Origin of the sequence: Nesterenkonia xinjiangensis, assembly GCF_013410745.1 — a bacterium.
In the GTDB taxonomy this organism is placed as follows: Bacteria; Actinomycetota; Actinomycetes; order Actinomycetales; family Micrococcaceae; genus Nesterenkonia; species Nesterenkonia xinjiangensis.
The window spans coordinates 3,540,404-3,556,223 of the sequence record NZ_JACCFY010000001.1 but is presented as its reverse complement, the minus strand read 5'-3'; the positions used below and the strand labels follow the sequence as shown (position 1 = coordinate 3,556,223).

Annotated in this window: 11 protein-coding genes; 6 read left to right on the top strand and 5 right to left on the bottom strand. The window is 68.9% G+C overall.

All coding sequences use genetic code 11. From position 1 onward, the window contains the following. The 3 genes from HNR09_RS15860 to ndk are packed head-to-tail and all read left to right on the top strand — an operon-like array spanning position 1 to position 2,326. Positions 1–1,404 carry a bifunctional folylpolyglutamate synthase/dihydrofolate synthase gene (locus HNR09_RS15860; protein ID WP_179542904.1) on the top strand — a complete coding sequence of 468 codons (1,404 nt, stop codon included), beginning with the start codon at positions 1–3 and terminating at the stop codon, positions 1,402–1,404. Position 1,405: 1 nt separating this feature from the next. After that, a complete protein-coding gene (locus HNR09_RS15855) occupies positions 1,406–1,912 on the top strand; it encodes a DUF4233 domain-containing protein (RefSeq protein ID WP_179542903.1) in 507 nt (168 codons plus the stop codon). Further along, a complete protein-coding gene (ndk, locus tag HNR09_RS15850) occupies positions 1,913–2,326 on the top strand; it encodes a nucleoside-diphosphate kinase (RefSeq protein ID WP_179542902.1) in 414 nt (137 codons plus the stop codon). 132 nt (positions 2,327–2,458) lie between these two features. Here ndk and HNR09_RS15845 read toward each other — a convergent pair whose 3' ends face one another. The 4 genes from HNR09_RS15845 to HNR09_RS15830 all read right to left on the bottom strand — a co-directional run bounded on the left by HNR09_RS15845 (position 2,459) and on the right by HNR09_RS15830 (position 7,964). After that, on the bottom strand, positions 2,459–3,490 hold the full coding sequence (locus tag HNR09_RS15845) for an ABC transporter ATP-binding protein (protein ID WP_246348912.1): 1,032 nt from the start codon (positions 3,488–3,490) through the stop codon (positions 2,459–2,461). Next, entirely contained in the window at positions 3,487–4,437 is a 951-nt protein-coding gene (locus tag HNR09_RS15840) for an ABC transporter permease (RefSeq protein ID WP_179542901.1), read from the bottom strand. The genes HNR09_RS15845 and HNR09_RS15840 overlap by 4 nt, the downstream gene beginning before the upstream one ends. A 67-nt stretch (positions 4,438–4,504) precedes the next feature. Next, positions 4,505–6,832 (bottom strand): SGNH hydrolase domain-containing protein, encoded by a 2,328-nt coding sequence (locus tag HNR09_RS15835; protein ID WP_179542900.1) that lies wholly within the window; start codon positions 6,830–6,832, stop codon positions 4,505–4,507. Positions 6,833–6,836: 4 nt separating this feature from the next. Further along, the gene (locus tag HNR09_RS15830) at positions 6,837–7,964 is read right to left on the bottom strand and encodes an ATP-binding protein (protein ID WP_179542899.1); all 1,128 of its coding nucleotides are present in this window, start codon (positions 7,962–7,964) and stop codon (positions 6,837–6,839) included. A gap of 215 nt (positions 7,965–8,179) precedes the next feature. On the opposite strand from HNR09_RS15830, the gene wecB reads away from it, so the two are divergent. From wecB to HNR09_RS15815, 3 genes are all read left to right on the top strand, one after another. Next, positions 8,180–9,328, top strand: coding sequence for a non-hydrolyzing UDP-N-acetylglucosamine 2-epimerase (gene wecB, locus HNR09_RS15825; protein ID WP_179542898.1), 1,149 nt, complete (start codon positions 8,180–8,182; stop codon positions 9,326–9,328). Positions 9,329–9,439: 111 nt separating this feature from the next. After that, positions 9,440–13,006 carry a chromosome segregation protein SMC gene (gene smc, locus HNR09_RS15820; protein ID WP_179542897.1) on the top strand — a complete coding sequence of 1,189 codons (3,567 nt, stop codon included), beginning with the start codon at positions 9,440–9,442 and terminating at the stop codon, positions 13,004–13,006. A 97-nt stretch (positions 13,007–13,103) separates the two neighbouring features. After that, complete coding sequence (locus HNR09_RS15815; RefSeq protein WP_179542896.1) at positions 13,104–14,336, top strand: MFS transporter; 1,233 nt, start codon at positions 13,104–13,106, stop codon at positions 14,334–14,336. A gap of 85 nt (positions 14,337–14,421) precedes the next feature. On the opposite strand, the gene HNR09_RS15810 is transcribed toward HNR09_RS15815, so the two are convergent. Continuing rightward, entirely contained in the window at positions 14,422–15,696 is a 1,275-nt protein-coding gene (locus HNR09_RS15810) for an ammonium transporter (protein WP_179542895.1), read from the bottom strand. Between the last annotated feature and the right edge of the window lie 124 nt (positions 15,697–15,820).

The following is a 15,820-nucleotide window of genomic DNA, read 5'->3' as shown; positions in this document are numbered from 1 at the left end:
ATGTCTGATTCCGAGTCGCTGAACCCCGTCGAGGGCCAGCCGGTCGACCAGTTCTCGGTGGCCAGCGTCTACGCGGAGCTGCTCTCCCGCGCGCCGGAGAACAAGATGGAGCCGCGCATGGAGCCCATGCGCATGGCCATGGACATCCTCGGCGAGCCCCACCGGGCCGCCCCGGTGATCCACCTCAGCGGGACCAACGGGAAGACCTCCACCGCCCGGATGATCGAGGCCGGCCTGCTCGCCCACGACCTGCGGGTGGGTCGCTACACGTCACCGCACCTGGCCTCTGTCACCGAACGGATCTGTGTGGAGGGATCACCGGTGGCGGACGAGACGTTCGTGCGCATCTGGGACGAGATCCGCCCGCACCTGAGCCTGGTGGACCAGCAGCTGACTGCGCGCGGAGAGGTGCCGCTGACCTACTTCGAGTGCGTGACCATCCTGGCCTTCGCCATCTTCGCCGACGAGCCCGTCGACGTCATGGTCCTCGAGGTCGGGCTGGGAGGGATCACCGACGCCACCAACGTCGCCGACGGATCAGTCAGCGTGCTCACACCCATCTCCCTGGACCACACGGATCTGCTCGGTGACTCGGAACGGGACATCGCCCTGGAGAAGGCCGGCATCATCAAGCCGGAGGGATTCCTGATCTCGGCCGCCCAGGTCCCAGAGGCCGCTGACGTGCTGCTGGAGGCAGCCCGAGAGGCCGCGGTCCCGTTCCGCTTCGAAGGAGTCGAGTTCGGCGTCGAGGCGCGCACCCCAGGGGTCGGCGGTCAGCAGGTCACCATCCAGGGGCTGGCCGGACGCTATCCCGACCTGCTGCTGCCGCTGCACGGCGCCCACCAGGCCGAGAACCTGGCGGTGGCGATCGCGGCGCTTGAGGCGTTCATCGGGGGAGGGGAGCAGGAGCTGAGCCTGGAGATCCTCCAGCTGGCCTGCGAGCACATCAGCTCGCCCGGGCGGCTCGAGGTACTCCGCACCAGCCCGTCGATGATCATCGACGCCGCCCACAATCCCTCCGGCATCGAGGCCAGCGCGCAGGCGCTCAAGGAGTCGTTCGGGCTCTCACAGCTGGTGCTGGTGGTGGGGATCCTTCAGGAGAAGGACGCCCGGGAGATCCTCGCGACGCTGCACCGCGAATACGACGGCCTGGTCGAGGACATCTGCTTCACCCAGTCCACCTCCCCCCGGGCGATCCCGTCGGCGCAGCTGGCGGAGATCGCCCTGGACATCGGCTTCTCAGAGCAGGACATCCACATCACCGAACGCCTCGACGAGGCCATCGACTGGGCTGTGGGGAGGATCGATGCCTCCGCCGACGGAGTCGGGGCCGGAGTGCTGATCACCGGATCCATCACCGTGGTCGGAGAGGCCCGTACGCTGCTGGGCGGAGGTGACCTCTGAGATGGCAGGACAGGACGACGACGCCCGCGCGGGTCGACCTCGCCGCGAGACCCGCGCGCAGCGGGAATGGCGGCCGGGCATGACCCGTCCGCCGCGGTCGGTGCGAGTCATGTTCGCCTCGGCCGTGCTCAGCCTTGAGGCGCTGCTGATGTTCTTCTACGGGCTCATGGCCTGGGGGCTGCATCAGAACGAGTGGTTCGCCTGGTGGCTGTTCGGGGGATCCCTGGTGGTGTCGGCGCTGCTGATCCTCACCTGTGCTGTTCTCACCCGCCCCTGGGGTTACTGGATGGGCTGGATCCTGCAGGGCGTGATCATCGCCGGCGGCGTCTTCGAGCCGTTCATGTACTTCGTCGGAGTGATGTTCCTGGCGTGCTGGTGGTACGCGGTGGTCAAGGGACGCCAGCTGGACCGGGAGAAGATGGAAAGATGGAGGGCGGAGGAACGCCTGGCTGCCGAGGCGGAGCCCGGGCGGCCCGAGACTGAGCATATGCATCGTGAGGAGAGCTGAATGACTGAACGCACCCTGATCCTGGTCAAGCCCGACGGCGTCGAGCGCGGCCTGACCGGTGAGATCCTGCGCCGAGCGGAGACCAAGGGCTACCGCATCGCCGAGCTGAAGCAGCTGCGCGCCTCCACCGAGCAGCTGGCCGCCCATTACGCCGAGCACGAGGGCAAGCCCTTCTACCAGCCTCTGGTGGACTTCATGCTCTCCGGCCCCGTGGTCGCCGCGATCCTGGAGGGTGACCGGGTCATCGAGGGGTTCCGCTCCCTGGCGGGCACCACGGAGCCGACGACGGCGGCTCCGGGGACGATCCGCGGCGACCTCGGCCGTGACTGGGGGGAGAAGGTGCAGAAGAACCTGGTGCACGGCTCGGACTCCGTGGAGAGCGCCGAACGCGAGATCGGCATCTGGTTCGGCTGAGCAGCAGCCCCGGGCAGATCATGCCCGCATGCGCGTCACAGGGCCCGGGACGGTGAACCGTCCCGGGCCCTGATCTGTGCCTGGTCGATCCGCTGCGCCGCTGGAGGGCCCGGGAGCATCCGGGCGGCGACGTCAGCCGGCGCGCTTGGGCCGGGTGCCGCCGTCGAAGTCGATGCGTACCGGGCCCAGCTGCAGCAGCGTGCGGTCATAGACGATCTGGGCAGACCGCAGACGGTCATTGGACTTGTGCTCGGTGTACTCCTGGTACTGCTGGATGACCCACTCCGGATCACCATCGGCCAGCAGCCGGCCCTGCTCGATCCACATCACGCGGGAACACATCTGCTTGATGGTCCCCAGCGAGTGGGACACCAGGAAGACGCAGCCGGCCTGCTGGCGGACTTCGTCCAGACGGCGCTTGGTGCGCGCCCGGAACTGCGCATCACCGGTGTTCAGGGCCTCGTCGATGATGAGGATGTCTGGGTCCACCGCGGTGGCGATGGCGAACTGCAGGCGCGAGGCCATGCCGGAGGAGTAGGACTTCAGCGGCAGGTTCAGCGAGGCCTCCAGGCCGGAGAGCTCCACGACCATCTCGTACTTCTCGGCCACCTGTGCCGGCGAGAGCCCCATGGCCAGACACCCGAGCTTGATGTTCTCCCGGCCGGACAGCTGCTTCACCAGGGCGGCGTTGACGCCGAGCATGACCGGTGTCGAGGTCGCGTAGACCTCACCGGTGGTGGGCCGGATCTTGCCCGTCAGCAGCTTCATCAGAGTTGACTTCCCGGAGCCGTTCGTGCCGATCACGCCCACGGATTCGCCCTGCCGCACTACGAAGCTCAGATCCTGCAGCGCCGGCACGTGGGCCCAGCCCGAGCCGGTGATCCTGCCCAACTGGCGGGAGATCCTGCGCTGGGAGTTGCGGTACTCCGAGGAGGAGCGGATCTTGTAGATCATGGACGCCTGGTCCACCGCCACGGCGATCTGGCTGGCGTCGAGTCGCTCTACCTCAGGCTCCCGCGCCTCGTCGGCCCAGGCGATCTCTTCGAAGAGCTGGTCCTGCTGCAGGAGGTCCAGCTCGCCGGTGTGCGCCGTGAGGACCTCCGACTCGCCGGAGGATCCCCAGTTCACCCGCCGTGGTGTGTAGTTCCGCACCGGGACGCTCATCGTTCCCTCCCGTACTTCTCTTCGCCGTGCCAGAACACGAGGAAACCGATGATGAAGATGCTGACCGAGGAGGTGATCAGCACGACCCAGCGATAAGGGTCGGCCATCTCGCCGTAGAGCCAGGTGGAGCGGATGATGTCCAGCACGCAGAACATCGGGTTGTGGTACATCGCGAACTCGATGTACTCACCGCCGGGGGCCCCGGCGAAACGGTCCACGGTGAAGAAGACCGCCGAGGTGTAGAACCAGATCCGCATCCCGAAGCTGATCATGTGCTTCACATCCGTGTACGCGGAGACCGCACGCGCCAGCAGCATCCCTAGACCCGTGCTGAGCAGGAAGTTCAGTGCCAGCACGGGGAAGATGAACAGCCACAGCCAGTCCACCGAGACGGGCGTCGGCTCGGTGCCGGCCAGCGGCACGTCTCCGATGGTGAGCACCAGCACCCCCATCACCAGCAGCATGGGCACGTTGGAGAAGAGCTCACGGACGTTGATGGCGAACGGCAGGCTCGCGCGGGGGAAATTGAAAGCCTGCACCACCGACTGATTGCTGACCATCGAACTCGCCCCGGAGGAGACCGCTGACGTCGTGTAGCGGAACATGAACACGCCGATGATCAGGTACCCGATGAAGTTGCTGATGCCGCGGGAGAGGTCAAGCAGCATCCCGAACACCAGGAAATAGGCGAATCCGCTCAGGATCGGGTTGACGACCATCCACACGCGCCCCATGGCGTCGTTGGAGTTGGCCGTCTGCACCCGGGAGTGGGAGTCATAGATGATGAAGTGCCGGAAGGTCCACAGGCGTCGGATGTAGTCGAAGAGCCGGGGGCGGGCACCTACCCGGACCAGCGAGCTGCCGTCCAGCTGCACCACATGGGCGGCCTCGTGCGAGGCGTCCGCCCCGTTCTGGGCGGCCGTGCGCTCTGCTGTCGGAGTGGCCATCACCACGATCCTTCCGGGGACTTCGTCGCAGTACCGGCAGGCTGCCGGTCCCGCCGTCGTGAGGCTCTCACAGGGAACGGCCTCCCCATGGAGCGCCAGCCATTGTATCAGCGGGCCCTTCACCGTCCGGCGCCCCGACAGCTTGGGACTCCACCTCGAAGAGATGGGGCATCGCCTCACGCACTCGGTCTTCCAGGTAGGGGGCCGCAGTCTCCACGTACTCGTTGGTGAGGTGGTGGCTGTCTCGGTAGACCACCACATTGCCGATGATCGCCGCGCACTGGCCCTGGGGGCAGAACAGCTCGCTGAGATCCACCGTGGCCGTGCCCGGCGGCAGCCCGAGCTCAGCCAGGGGGTTGGTCTCGGCGAACCTGCCGCCGTCGGGGGCGCAGCTCATCGCGTCTCCGCCGGAGGCCAGGCAGTCGGGGACATTGGTCAGCTGGCGGGGAGTGCCGCGCATCAGCAGGAGCTCGGCACCGGCGTCGGTGATCTCCTGCCATCGTTCCTGGGCGCCGTCGACGATGAATTCCTCACCCGGTTCCCGGGGGAGGCGGGTCCCCGGAGTGACCACCACATCGGGGCTCCGCTCCGCCACGACCTCGGCGAAGCCCGCGTTCCAGCGCGCACATTGGTTGTCCTCGAGGTCCTCGATGTGACGGAACACGCATCCGCCCTTGGTGGCGACCAGCACCTCCCAGTCATGCTCTTCGGCCAGCATCAGCCAGGCGTGCTGCCAGTGTCCCGCATGGGAGCCGCCGGCCAGCATGATGGTCGCCCGGGGGTTCTCCGGGCTGCGTGGATCCTCGCAGACCAGCACCTCGCCGGTTCCCGGATCGTCCCCCGTCCGCTGGTGGCAGTCCCGAGTCGCGTACTCCGGGACGCGCTGGCCCAGCCCCACCAGCTCGGGGAAGACCGGCACCTCGTCGGCGTCGAGGGAGGGAAAGGAGGCCGCGGCTGCGGAGGCCTCGGAGGCGGTGACCGACGCCCCGGGATACAGGTGACGGTCCATGCCCTGCATGGCCAGGCCGTCCTCCTGCGGGTCAGTGGACACCTGCAGATGCACGGTGATGGCGGCGGTGGTCACCGTCAACGTCGCGGCGGCGAGGGCGAGGGTGTTCCGTTGCCTCCGAGCGCCCCGGCCGCCGGAGGCGGGGGAGGCGGTGCGCGCCATCGGGTGCGGAGGGGAGACCGGCACGGAGGTGCCGGCCGCGACCTGACGTCCCGGCCGCCCCAGACGTGCGAGGGGAACCTCCACCCATCGGTGTGTGGCCCAGGCCGCCGCCCATGAGAAGGCCAGCACCACCACGGCGCCACCGGGACCAAGCCGCTCGGCGCCGGTGATCTCCAGCAGCAGGATCAGCGCGGGCCAGTGCCACAGGTACAGGCTGTAGGCGAGATCGCCGGTCCGGGCCAGGGGTCGCGAGGAGAGCAGCCTCAGCGGCTTCGGTCGCCCCGCCCCCGTGACTGCGTCGCCGACAGCTCCGGAGTCATCCTCGGGGGCGGCCTGCGCAGCGGAGAGGATGAGGGCCAGTCCCAGCAGCGGCCAGAGCGCCCAGGGGCCAGGGAAGAGAGCAGCGCCGTCCAGGACGAAGCCGCAGCTGATGACCAGCCCCAGGCCCAGCCAGGCCGCCGCGCCGCGACACCGTGGCGGAAGCCGCAGGTGGACGGCCAGCAGCGCCAGCAGCCCGCCGAAGGCGAGTTCCCAGGCGCGGGTCGAGGACATCAGGTAGGCGGCCGCCTGATCCACCTGCTGCTGATGCACCGCCCAGGCGAATGAGGCCACCAGCACTCCGGAGGTCAGCAGACCCATCACCCCGGCGGCGGAGCGCCCGGTGCGGCGAGCCAGGTGCACGGCCAGCACCACAAGCAGGGGCCACACCAGATAGAACTGACCTTGCACGGAGAGCGACCAGAAGTGCTGGAAAGGGCTGGTCTCCGGCCCGGCGGCCTCATAGGACAGCTGCGAGCGGATCAGCTCGTGGTTCTCCAGCCACAGCAGTGAGGCCCTCGCCTCCGTGAGGAGCTGCCCGTGCCGGGTGACCGGCAGAATCAGCAGCCCCGCCGCTGCGGTCACGAGGATGACCAGGGCAGCTGGGGCTAGGATGCGGCGCACCAGTCTTCCCAGATAGTCCGTCACGGCGATGCGCCCGGTGGCGGCGGCCTCTCGCAGCAGCATCGCGGTGAACAGGAAGCCGGAGATCGCCAGGAAGACGTCGATGCCTCCAGAGACCCGGCCGGCTCCGAAGAGGTGGAACAGGACCACCCCCAGGATCGCCAGACCGCGCACCCCGTGCAGCTCAGGGAGGCGGCGACGCTCGGGGAGGCCATGGCTCAGGGCGTGCGAGGAGGAGCCGAGCCGCCGTGCTGGACCGACCCAGGAGGGGAGTGTCGTCACCGAGTCAGCGCCTCGCCCGCTGGATCATCTGCTCGATGATGGCATCTGCGGGACGTCTCACGGCGCCGTAGGAGGGGTAGCGGTGCAGAGAGAGGTCGGCGTCGTCGTGCAGGTCCACCACGACCGCACCGTCGGAGACCTCGAGGTGCGGCACCACCATGTCCACGGCGGCGGCGCGCAGGCCGGGCAGAGCCCACATCGCATCCACCGCGAGCTCGCGGTGGCCGTGGCACAGCTCGGTGGTGATGTCGAGGGTGACGCCTCCTACCAGAGGGTTGGAGGTGCCGCTGATGTCACGCATCTCACCTGCGGGGAGGACGGCCGAGGTCTTCAGTCCCAGCTCGGCCAGCGCGTCGTCGTCGACCTCGGGCGCATGCTTGGCCAGGTAGGAGTTCGTGGAGCGGGCGGCGACGGCGTCCTCGACGAGCCGACGCACGGTGGAACGGCCGTCACCCACGATGAACAGCGGCAGTCGGGCCACTGCGGCCACCGGCGTCTCGCCGACCACGTAGACGCGGACATCCATGCCGGTGACGTGCTCCTCGACGAGCAGCTCCAGGCTGCGCTGCAGGGGCGTCGTACGGGCGGCCCGGGCGTACTCCCACGCCGGTCGAAGGTCCTCCTCAGCCTTTACCGCCCAGGACACCCCGACTCCGGCAGCTCCGGTGGCCGGTTTGATGGTCACCGGTCCGTCGAGCTCCGCGCAGTGGGCGACGGCATCGTCGAACTCGCGGACGCGGAAGCCGCGACCCGCCGGGGTGGGGACTCCCATGGCCTGCAGATACTGCTTGGCCAGCGGCCGTGCGCGGCAGGCGCGCTTGGCCTGATCGCTGACCAGGGTGTGCGTGCGCTGGTTGAGTCCACCGATGACGTCCCCGTTGAGCGTGAACGTCCGATAGCCGTGCTGGACCTCGTGCTTGGTGACCTTCTTCCGGCGGGCGGCGGCGACCAGCTGCCGGGTCGGCGAGGGGGCGCTCGCGAATTCCCGCGGGGCGGCCCAGTCGACGTCGGGGAAACGGGCGAGCAGCCGACGGGTCGGGGACTGCGGGTCCTGGAAGGCCAACGCGTGTCGCGCCCGCTGGCGCCGCCGTCCCTCCAGGGCCTCCCCGGTGAAGTCTGCTGAGCTGCTCATCGCCACCACATTAGCGCAGGAGTGCGGCACGGGACCGGCTGTCTGCGCCCATGCGCGTGCCGCAGCAGATAGGCTGGGCGCTGTGACTCCGGCAGCGGCGCCCGCGTCCACGGCGCTCGAGCCGGACCGGCGGCAGCGCCGGAGGACAGCCATACGGAGTCCGCGTTCTCCAGCGAAGACATGAGATCCACCATCAGAGGGGAAGAACTACGGCGATGAAGCGGATCATGCCGATCTACGGCACCCGGCCCGAGGCGATCAAGATGGCTCCGATCGTGAAGGCCCTACAGGCCAGCGAGCACTTCGACTGCCGGGTGACCGTCACCGGCCAGCATCGCGAGATGCTGGACCAGGTCAACGAGCTCTTCGGCATCGTCCCTGACCATGACCTGAACATCATCCAGCCGCGTCAGACCCTCAACGGTGTGTTGACCCGGACGGTCACCGGTCTCGACGCGCTGTTCACCGAGGAGAAGCCTGACGCCGTCCTCGTCCAGGGAGACACGACCACCACTACGGCGGGGGCCTTGGCCGCCTTCTACGTCGGGATCCCCGTCATCCACGCCGAGGCCGGGCTGCGCTCCTTCGACCTGTTCTCCCCGTTCCCGGAGGAGGCCAACCGCAAGATGACCTCTCAGATCACCTCCCTGCACCTGGCGCCCACCAGCCAGTCGCGGGCGAACCTGCTGCGTGAGGCCATCGCCGAAGAGGACGTCGTGGTCACCGGCAACACCGTGATCGACGCGCTGCTCGAGGTCGCGGAGAAGCAGGTGCCGTTCTCCGACCAGCAGCTCGAGGATGCGGCAGCCTCAGGTCAGGACGTTCTGCTGGTCACCACCCACCGGAGGGAGAACCAGGGCTCTGCCATGGAGGGCGTCGGACGGGCGCTGGCGCGGCTCTCCGATCGCTACCCGGAGAAGCTCATCGTGCTGCCGGCCCACCGCAACCCGGTGGTGCGTGAGGCGATCCTGCCCGCGCTGGCCGGCCATGACAACGTCATCGTCACGGAGCCGCTGCCCTACGGCGAGTTCACCCGTCTGATGAACCTGGCCACCGTGGTGCTCACGGATTCCGGGGGCGTCCAGGAGGAGGCCCCCAGCCTCGGCAAACCGGTGCTGGTGATGCGCGAGAACACCGAGCGGCCGGAGGCCGTCGACGCCGGCACCGTGCGTCTCATCGGCACCGACGAGGACCGGGTGGTCACCGAGGTGTCCACGCTCTTCGACGACGCTGAGGCCTACCGAGCGATGGCCAACGCAGTGAACCCCTACGGCGACGGTGCGGCTGCCGCGCGCACCGTGGCCGCGCTGGAGAAGCTCTTCGGGCTCGGCGAGCGGATGCCGGACTTCTCCCCGCAGGGCTGAATCCCAGGGCTGAATCCGGGCGATCCCTGCCCGGCGCAGCCATAGTCAGCCCAGCTCAACCCAACACAGTCCAGCACAGACGCAGGAGAGGCAGAAGGAGGGGATCCGGGCATGCATCTGAAGACGCTGACCATCCGGGGCTTCAAGTCCTTCGCCTCGGCGACCACCTTCGAATTCGAGCCCGGGGTGACCGCCGTCGTCGGTCCCAACGGATCAGGAAAGTCCAACGTGGTCGACGCCCTGGCCTGGGTGATGGGGGAGCAGGGGGCGAAGTCCCTGCGCGGCGGCTCCATGGAGGACGTCATCTTCGCCGGAACCACAGATCGGCAGCCGCTCGGCCGCGCTTCGGTGAGCCTCACCATCGACAACTCCGACGGCGCACTGCCCATCGAATACTCCGAGGTCACCATCAGCCGGACGATGTTCCGGACCGGGGGCTCGGAATACACGATCAACGGACAGAAGTGCCGCCTCCTCGACATCCAGGAGCTGCTCTCCGACTCAGGGCTCGGCCGGGAGATGCACGTGATCGTCGGCCAGGGGCAGCTGGACCAGATCCTACAGGCCACCCCGGAGCAGCGACGCGGGTTCATCGAGGAGGCCGCCGGCGTGCTCAAGCACCGGCGGCGGCGGGAACGGACCGTCCGGAAGCTGGAGTCGATGCAGGGCAACCTGGATCGGCTCGAGGACCTCATCTCCGAGATCTCCCGTCAGCTGGCGCCGCTCGGTCGTCAGGCGAAGGTCGCCCGCCGGGCCCAGCGCATCCAGCATGACGTCCGCGACTCTCTGTCCCGACTCATCGCCGACGACCTCATCCAGGCCGCCACCGCGCTGCACGAGTCGGGCCGTGGCGAGGAGGAGGACCGCAGTCGGGCTGAGGAGCTGCGAGCCTCCCTGCAGGGGCAGGATCGGCGGATCACCGCCCGTGAGGAGCAGTCCCGCGCGCAGCGGCTGCGCGGGGAGAAGCTGCTGGCGGGTCACCACCGGCTGGCCCAGGCGCAGGAGCGGCTGCGCTCCGTGGCCTCGGTGGCCGCTGAGCGATCCCGCAGCCTCTACGCCTCGGCCACGGTGGAGGACTCCGGGCGGGACCCCGAGCAGCTCCGGGTCCAGGCTCAGCAGGTCGCGGAGGAGGCCCAGACCCAACAGACCGAGGTGGAGCAGAGCCGCACTCGCCTCGAGGAGACGAGCGAGCGTCGGTCCGCCAGCGAGGAGGCACTGAAGGCCGAGGAGACCCGCCTGACGGAGCAGCTGCGGGCCGTCGCCGACCGTCGCGCCGGTCTGGCGACCCTGCGGGGCCGCGTGGACGCCGCCCAGGGGCGCATCGAGGCCGCTGAGGCGCGCCGGCGTCGGGCTGAGGAGCAGCGTGAGCAGGCTCGGCAGGTGCGGGAGAGCTCCCGCGCCCAGTTCGCCGACCTGGAGCAGAGGATCGCCGGCATCGAGACCGGCGAGGAGGACCTCGACGCCGCCTACGAGAAGGCTCAGGCACGGTACGACGGGCTGAAGGGGCGCTACGACGAGCTCCTGGCCGAACGTCGTCGGCTCGAGGCCGCCGTCAACGAGTACCGGGCCAGGCTCTCCGGGCTGTCGGCGGCCCGCACGCCCCGGGATGGGGCGGCGGCGCTGCGCAGGGAATGGGAGCAGCTCATCCCGCTTGCCGATCGGCTGACCGTGACCGGCGGCTGGGAGAAGGCGCTGGCCGCCTGTCTGGGATCCCTGGACACGGCCCTCGTCGCGGCCGACGCCGAGCAGGCGGCCCAAGCCCTGGCACGGCTGGCCGAGGCTGATGAGGGTCGAGCGCACCTGATCTATCCGACCCAGGAGACGGCGGACTCCCCTTCGGCGGGCGATCTCACCGCTCGGCTGCCCGAGGGTGTGCTGTCGGCCGGTGCCGCGATCAGCGGTCCCGCCGAGCTCAGCGCCCCGCTGTCCCACGCCCTGGACGGTGTGGTGCTCTGCCGGGATCTCGACTCTGCACGCAAGGCGCTGGCGCTCTCGGGCGTGCGCACGGCGGTGACCGCCTCCGGCGATGTGTTGCGCCGCGGCGAGCACATCGGGGGCACCGCCCTGGAGAACTCTGATGTGGCGATCACCGCCCAGATCACCGAGCTCACCGAGACTCTTCGGCAGACCGAACGTGACCTGGCCGAGGTGCAGGCGGCGGCGGAGACTCAGGCCGGTGACGCGCGCGCCGCTGAGCTTGCCGCGGAGGAGAGCCTGGAGGCGCTGCACGCCAACGACGCCGAGATGACCGCCACCACGGAGCAGCTCGGCCGTCTCAGCTCCGAGGTCTCCCGCGCCGAAGAGCGCATCGCGGCGGCGGAGACGGAGATCGCCGAGGTGGCTCAGGCACGGCAGCACGCGCAGGAGCAGCTCGATGAGGCCTCCGCACGGCTGGCCGCAGCGGAGAGCGACGACGTCGAGGAGGAGCCTTCCGCCGAGGAACGCGACCGGCTCTCCGAGCAGGCCTCCGCCGATCGGCGTGAGGAGGTGGAGGCGCGGCTGGCCCTGCGCGCGGCCGAGGAGCAGCATCACCAGCTGCAGGAGCGGGCCGCCGGGCTGCGTCGGAGCGCCCAGGCCGAGGAGACCCGGCGGGAGCAGGCCCGGCGCGTCGCCGAGGCGCGCAGCAGCCGGGCGCAGCAGGCCGAGGCCGTGCAGGCCGAGGCGGAGCAGGCGGTGGAACGGATCAGCACCGTCCTGCAGGAGGCTCAGGACGCCCACGACGACGCTCAGCATCGGCATCGGGACCTCGCCGCAGAGATCCAACGGCTGCGGCAGGAGCGACAGGCCGAGGCGGAGGATCTCGATTCCGTCACCAGTCGGCTCCACCAGGCCGAGCTGACGCGTACGGAGCTGAGGGTCAGTCTTGAAGCCGCCGAGCAGCGGGGCCACGAGGAACTCAGCCTGAGCCCCGAGTACCTCATCGAGAACTACGGCCCGGACCAGCCCATTCCAGATCCGGAGGACGAGAATGCTGAGGCTCGACCCTACGACCGGGCCGAGCAGCAGACCCGCCTGGACAGGGCACGCCGGGACCTGAAGGCGCTCGGAAACGTCAACCCGCTGGCCCTGGAGGAACACGCCGCCCTGGAAGAGCGGCACAGCTATCTGCAGGAGCAGCTGGCCGACCTCAAGGGCTCCCGGCAGGACCTGCTGGAGATCATCTCCGACGTCGACCAGACCGTCGAACGCGTCTTCACCGAGGCCTGGGTCGACACCAAGGCGCAGTTCGAACGGGTCTTCGCCCGGCTGTTCCCCGGCGGCGAGGGCCACCTGGAGCTGACCAATCCGGAGGACATGCTCAACACCGGCATCGAGGTCCACGCCCGCCCGCCGGGGAAACGGATCCGGCGTCTTTCCCTGCTCTCCGGCGGAGAACGCTCACTGACAGCCGTGGCCCTGCTGGTCGCGATCTTCAAGGCGCGCCCGAGTCCCTTCTACGTCATGGACGAGGTCGAGGCGGCCCTGGACGACACCAATCTCTCCCGGCTCCTGGTGATCTTCGAGGAGCTGCGTGCCTCCTCGCAGCTGATCGTCATCACCCACCAGAAGCGGACCATGGAGATCGCCGACGCGCTCTACGGCGTCTCCATGCGCCAGGACGGCTCCACCCGAGTAGTCTCCCAACGGCTCGCCCGTGCCGACGAAGACCGGGCGACGGAGTCTCAGCCCGCCGTCTGATCCTGGGAACAAGGCGACCCTGTCAGGCGTTGCGAAGCAGGTCAGAGACTTCTCGTCGGCCGTCTGCTGCGCCGACACATTCCCAGGAGAGTGAAGGATGGCTGTCGACGATGCGGCACGCACCGCGGACCGCACCCGGACCCCGATCCCCAACGAACTGCGCGTGCTCATTCTCGCCGCCTTCGTCGTGGCGATCGGGTTCGGCATCGTGGCACCGATCCTTCCGCAGTACGCGGCTGACTTCGGAGTCTCGGCACTGGCCGTCTCGGCGGTGGTCTCCGCCTTCGGGCTCTTCCGGCTGGTCTTCGCGCCCGCCTCGGGCAAGCTCACCCAGATGCTGGGGGAGACCCCGGTCTATGTGGTGGGGCTGCTGATCGTCGCGGCATCGATGATCGCCACGGCCTACGCACCGAGCTACGAGCTGCTTCTGGCCTTCCGGGCGGTCGGGGGCATCGGCTCCACGTTCTTCACCGTCTCGGCGATGACCTTCCTGGCACGGAAGTCTCCGCCGAGCATCCGCGGAAAGATCTCCGGGGCGTACGCCTCGGCCTTCCTCATCGGCAATGTGGCCGGGCCCCTGGTGGGCTCAGCGCTGCTGGTCTTCGGACCGCACGTGCCGTTCCTGGTCTACGGGGGCGCACTGGTCGTCGCGGCGATGATCGTCTTCGTGATGCTGCGCGGTTCCCGCCTAGAGGATCGCGGACGCCGGGACGAGCGGCAGCGGGCGACTCTGCAGGAGGCCTGGGCGGTGCGCGGCTACCGGGCGGCGCTGACCGCCGGGTTCGCCAACGGCTGGGCCACCTTCGGACTGCGCAACTCGATGGTTCCGCTCTTCGCCGCCACCGCCTTCGTCGGTTCCGGGTTCATCATCGATTCCTCACAGCTGGCCGGCGTGGTGCTGGCGACCTTCGCAGCGGGCAACGTCGCCGCGGTGCTGCTCTTCTCCCGTCGGACGGACCGGTACGGGCGCCGGGGCCCGATCATCCTGGGCCTGGTCATCACCGCGATCTCCACCGGGGCGCTGGGCCTCGCCCCCGAACCCTGGGTGCTGATCCTCCTGAGCCTCGTCTCCGGCGCGGGGACCGGCCTGGTCAATCCTGCCCAGCAGGCGGCGATCGCAGATGTCGTCGGGGAGGGGCGCAACGGGGGGCCGGTAGTCGCCACGTTCCAGATGACTCAGGACCTCGGGGCTATCGTCGGCCCGCTGGTGGCCGGGCTGATCGTCGACCGTCTCGGATATGCATGGGCCTTTGGGCTGACCGGCGTCATCCTGATGATCGGTGCCATCGCCTGGACACGAGCGCCGGAGACCCTCCAGCGCAGCGGGTGAGCCCGGGGAGGCAGACGAGCGGGCCGGAGGCATGCGCATGATGCGCATGCCTCCGGCCCGCTGCCTGTCACGGCGAGTGCCGGTGTCAGCTCGAGACGTTGTGTCTCTCGGCCGCCGAGGGGACGGCGTCGCTGGAGTAGGCATCGGTGCGGTGGGCGACGGTGTCGATGCCGCCCCGCTCCACCTCGGGCTCGACGCGGAAGCCCATGGTCTTGTGGATGGCCATCGCGATGACATATGTGGCCACGAAGGCGAACACCAGCGTCACCAGGCAGGCGACGATCTGCGCCCAGAGCAGGGAGAAGTCACCGTTGAGGAAGAGGCTGCCTCGGCCGTCCCCGATGAGCTCCTCGCTCCCGAACAGCCCGATGGCCAGAGTGCCCCAGAGGCCGGCGACGAGGTGCAGACCGACCACGTCGAGCGTGTCGTCGAACTTGCCGTACTTGAACTCCACGGCGAAGCAGCAGGCCAGACCTGCGACGAGGCCGATGATGATGGCGCCGAACGGGGTGACGAAGGCCACCGCCGGGGTGATGGCGACCAGGCCGGCCACGATTCCCGAGGCCGCGCCCACGGGGGTGGGCTTCTTGCCGCGAGCCCACTCCGTGATCAGCCAGGCGACCAGGGCTGCCGCCGGTGCGAGCAACGTGTTGATCCAGTTCAGCGAAGCCTCTTCGACGTCAGCGGCCTCACCGATGTTGAAGCCGAACCAGCCGAACCAGAGGATGGAGGCACCCAGCAGGACGAACGGCACGTTGTGCGGCTTGTTCGGGGCGAACTTCTGACGCGGCCCGATGACGAGCACCAGGGCCAGGGCCGCCACACCGGCACACATGTGGACTACGAGCCCGCCGGCGAAGTCGACGGCCTCGCCCACGGTGTCACCGATGAAGCCGCCCTCGACGAGCAGTCCGCCGTCGCCCCAGACCCAGAAGGCCAGCGGAGCGTAGACCAGCGTGATCCAGATCGGGACGAAGACCATCCACCCGGCGAACTTGGCACGGTCAGCCACAGCGCCCGAGATCAGGGCCGTGGTGATGATGGCGAACGTGGCACCGAAGCCGACCCACACCAAGGAGTCACCGCCCGCCGCCATGGACTCGAAGAGCACGAAGTCCGAGGTCGGGTTGCCGAACAGGCCGCCGGCGACCGGATCCGCCCCGGCGATGGCGTTGCCCCACAGCGCCCACGTCAGGGCAACCAGGCCCATGGCGGCGAAGCTCATCATCATCATGTTGACCGCAGAGCGAGTCTGCGAGAGGCCGCCGTAGAAGAGCGCGAGGCCCGGCGTCATGAACAGCACGAGCGCTCCGGCGACGATCACCCAGATCACGCCAACGTCTTCGATCACGATTTCCATGTGTCCCTCCAAGGAAACAACTACTCACCGATGTCTTTCACCGATGCGAGCTGGATTCCATGGTTGTCGGTCCGTGTTTCGACGACGCCGCCCTCATGTTTCAGAGACGTAAAAACTCCCGCTC

Bases quoted from the DNA above. Each gene is read 5' to 3' on its own strand.
- HNR09_RS15860 (WP_179542904.1), top strand. From the start codon at position 1: ATGTCTGATTCCGAGTCGCTGAACCCCGTCGAGGGCCAGCCGGTCGAC.
- HNR09_RS15810 (WP_179542895.1), bottom strand. From the start codon at position 15,696: ATGGAAATCGTGATCGAAGACGTTGGCGTGATCTGGGTGATCGTCGCC.
- wecB (WP_179542898.1), top strand. From the start codon at position 8,180: ATGAAGCGGATCATGCCGATCTACGGCACCCGGCCCGAGGCGATCAAG.
- HNR09_RS15815 (WP_179542896.1), top strand. From the start codon at position 13,104: ATGGCTGTCGACGATGCGGCACGCACCGCGGACCGCACCCGGACCCCG.
- ndk (WP_179542902.1), top strand. From the start codon at position 1,913: ATGACTGAACGCACCCTGATCCTGGTCAAGCCCGACGGCGTCGAGCGC.
- HNR09_RS15845 (WP_246348912.1), bottom strand. From the start codon at position 3,490: ATGAGCGTCCCGGTGCGGAACTACACACCACGGCGGGTGAACTGGGGA.
- smc (WP_179542897.1), top strand. From the start codon at position 9,440: ATGCATCTGAAGACGCTGACCATCCGGGGCTTCAAGTCCTTCGCCTCG.
- HNR09_RS15855 (WP_179542903.1), top strand. From the start codon at position 1,406: ATGGCAGGACAGGACGACGACGCCCGCGCGGGTCGACCTCGCCGCGAG.
- HNR09_RS15840 (WP_179542901.1), bottom strand. From the start codon at position 4,437: ATGGCCACTCCGACAGCAGAGCGCACGGCCGCCCAGAACGGGGCGGAC.
- HNR09_RS15830 (WP_179542899.1), bottom strand. From the start codon at position 7,964: ATGAGCAGCTCAGCAGACTTCACCGGGGAGGCCCTGGAGGGACGGCGG.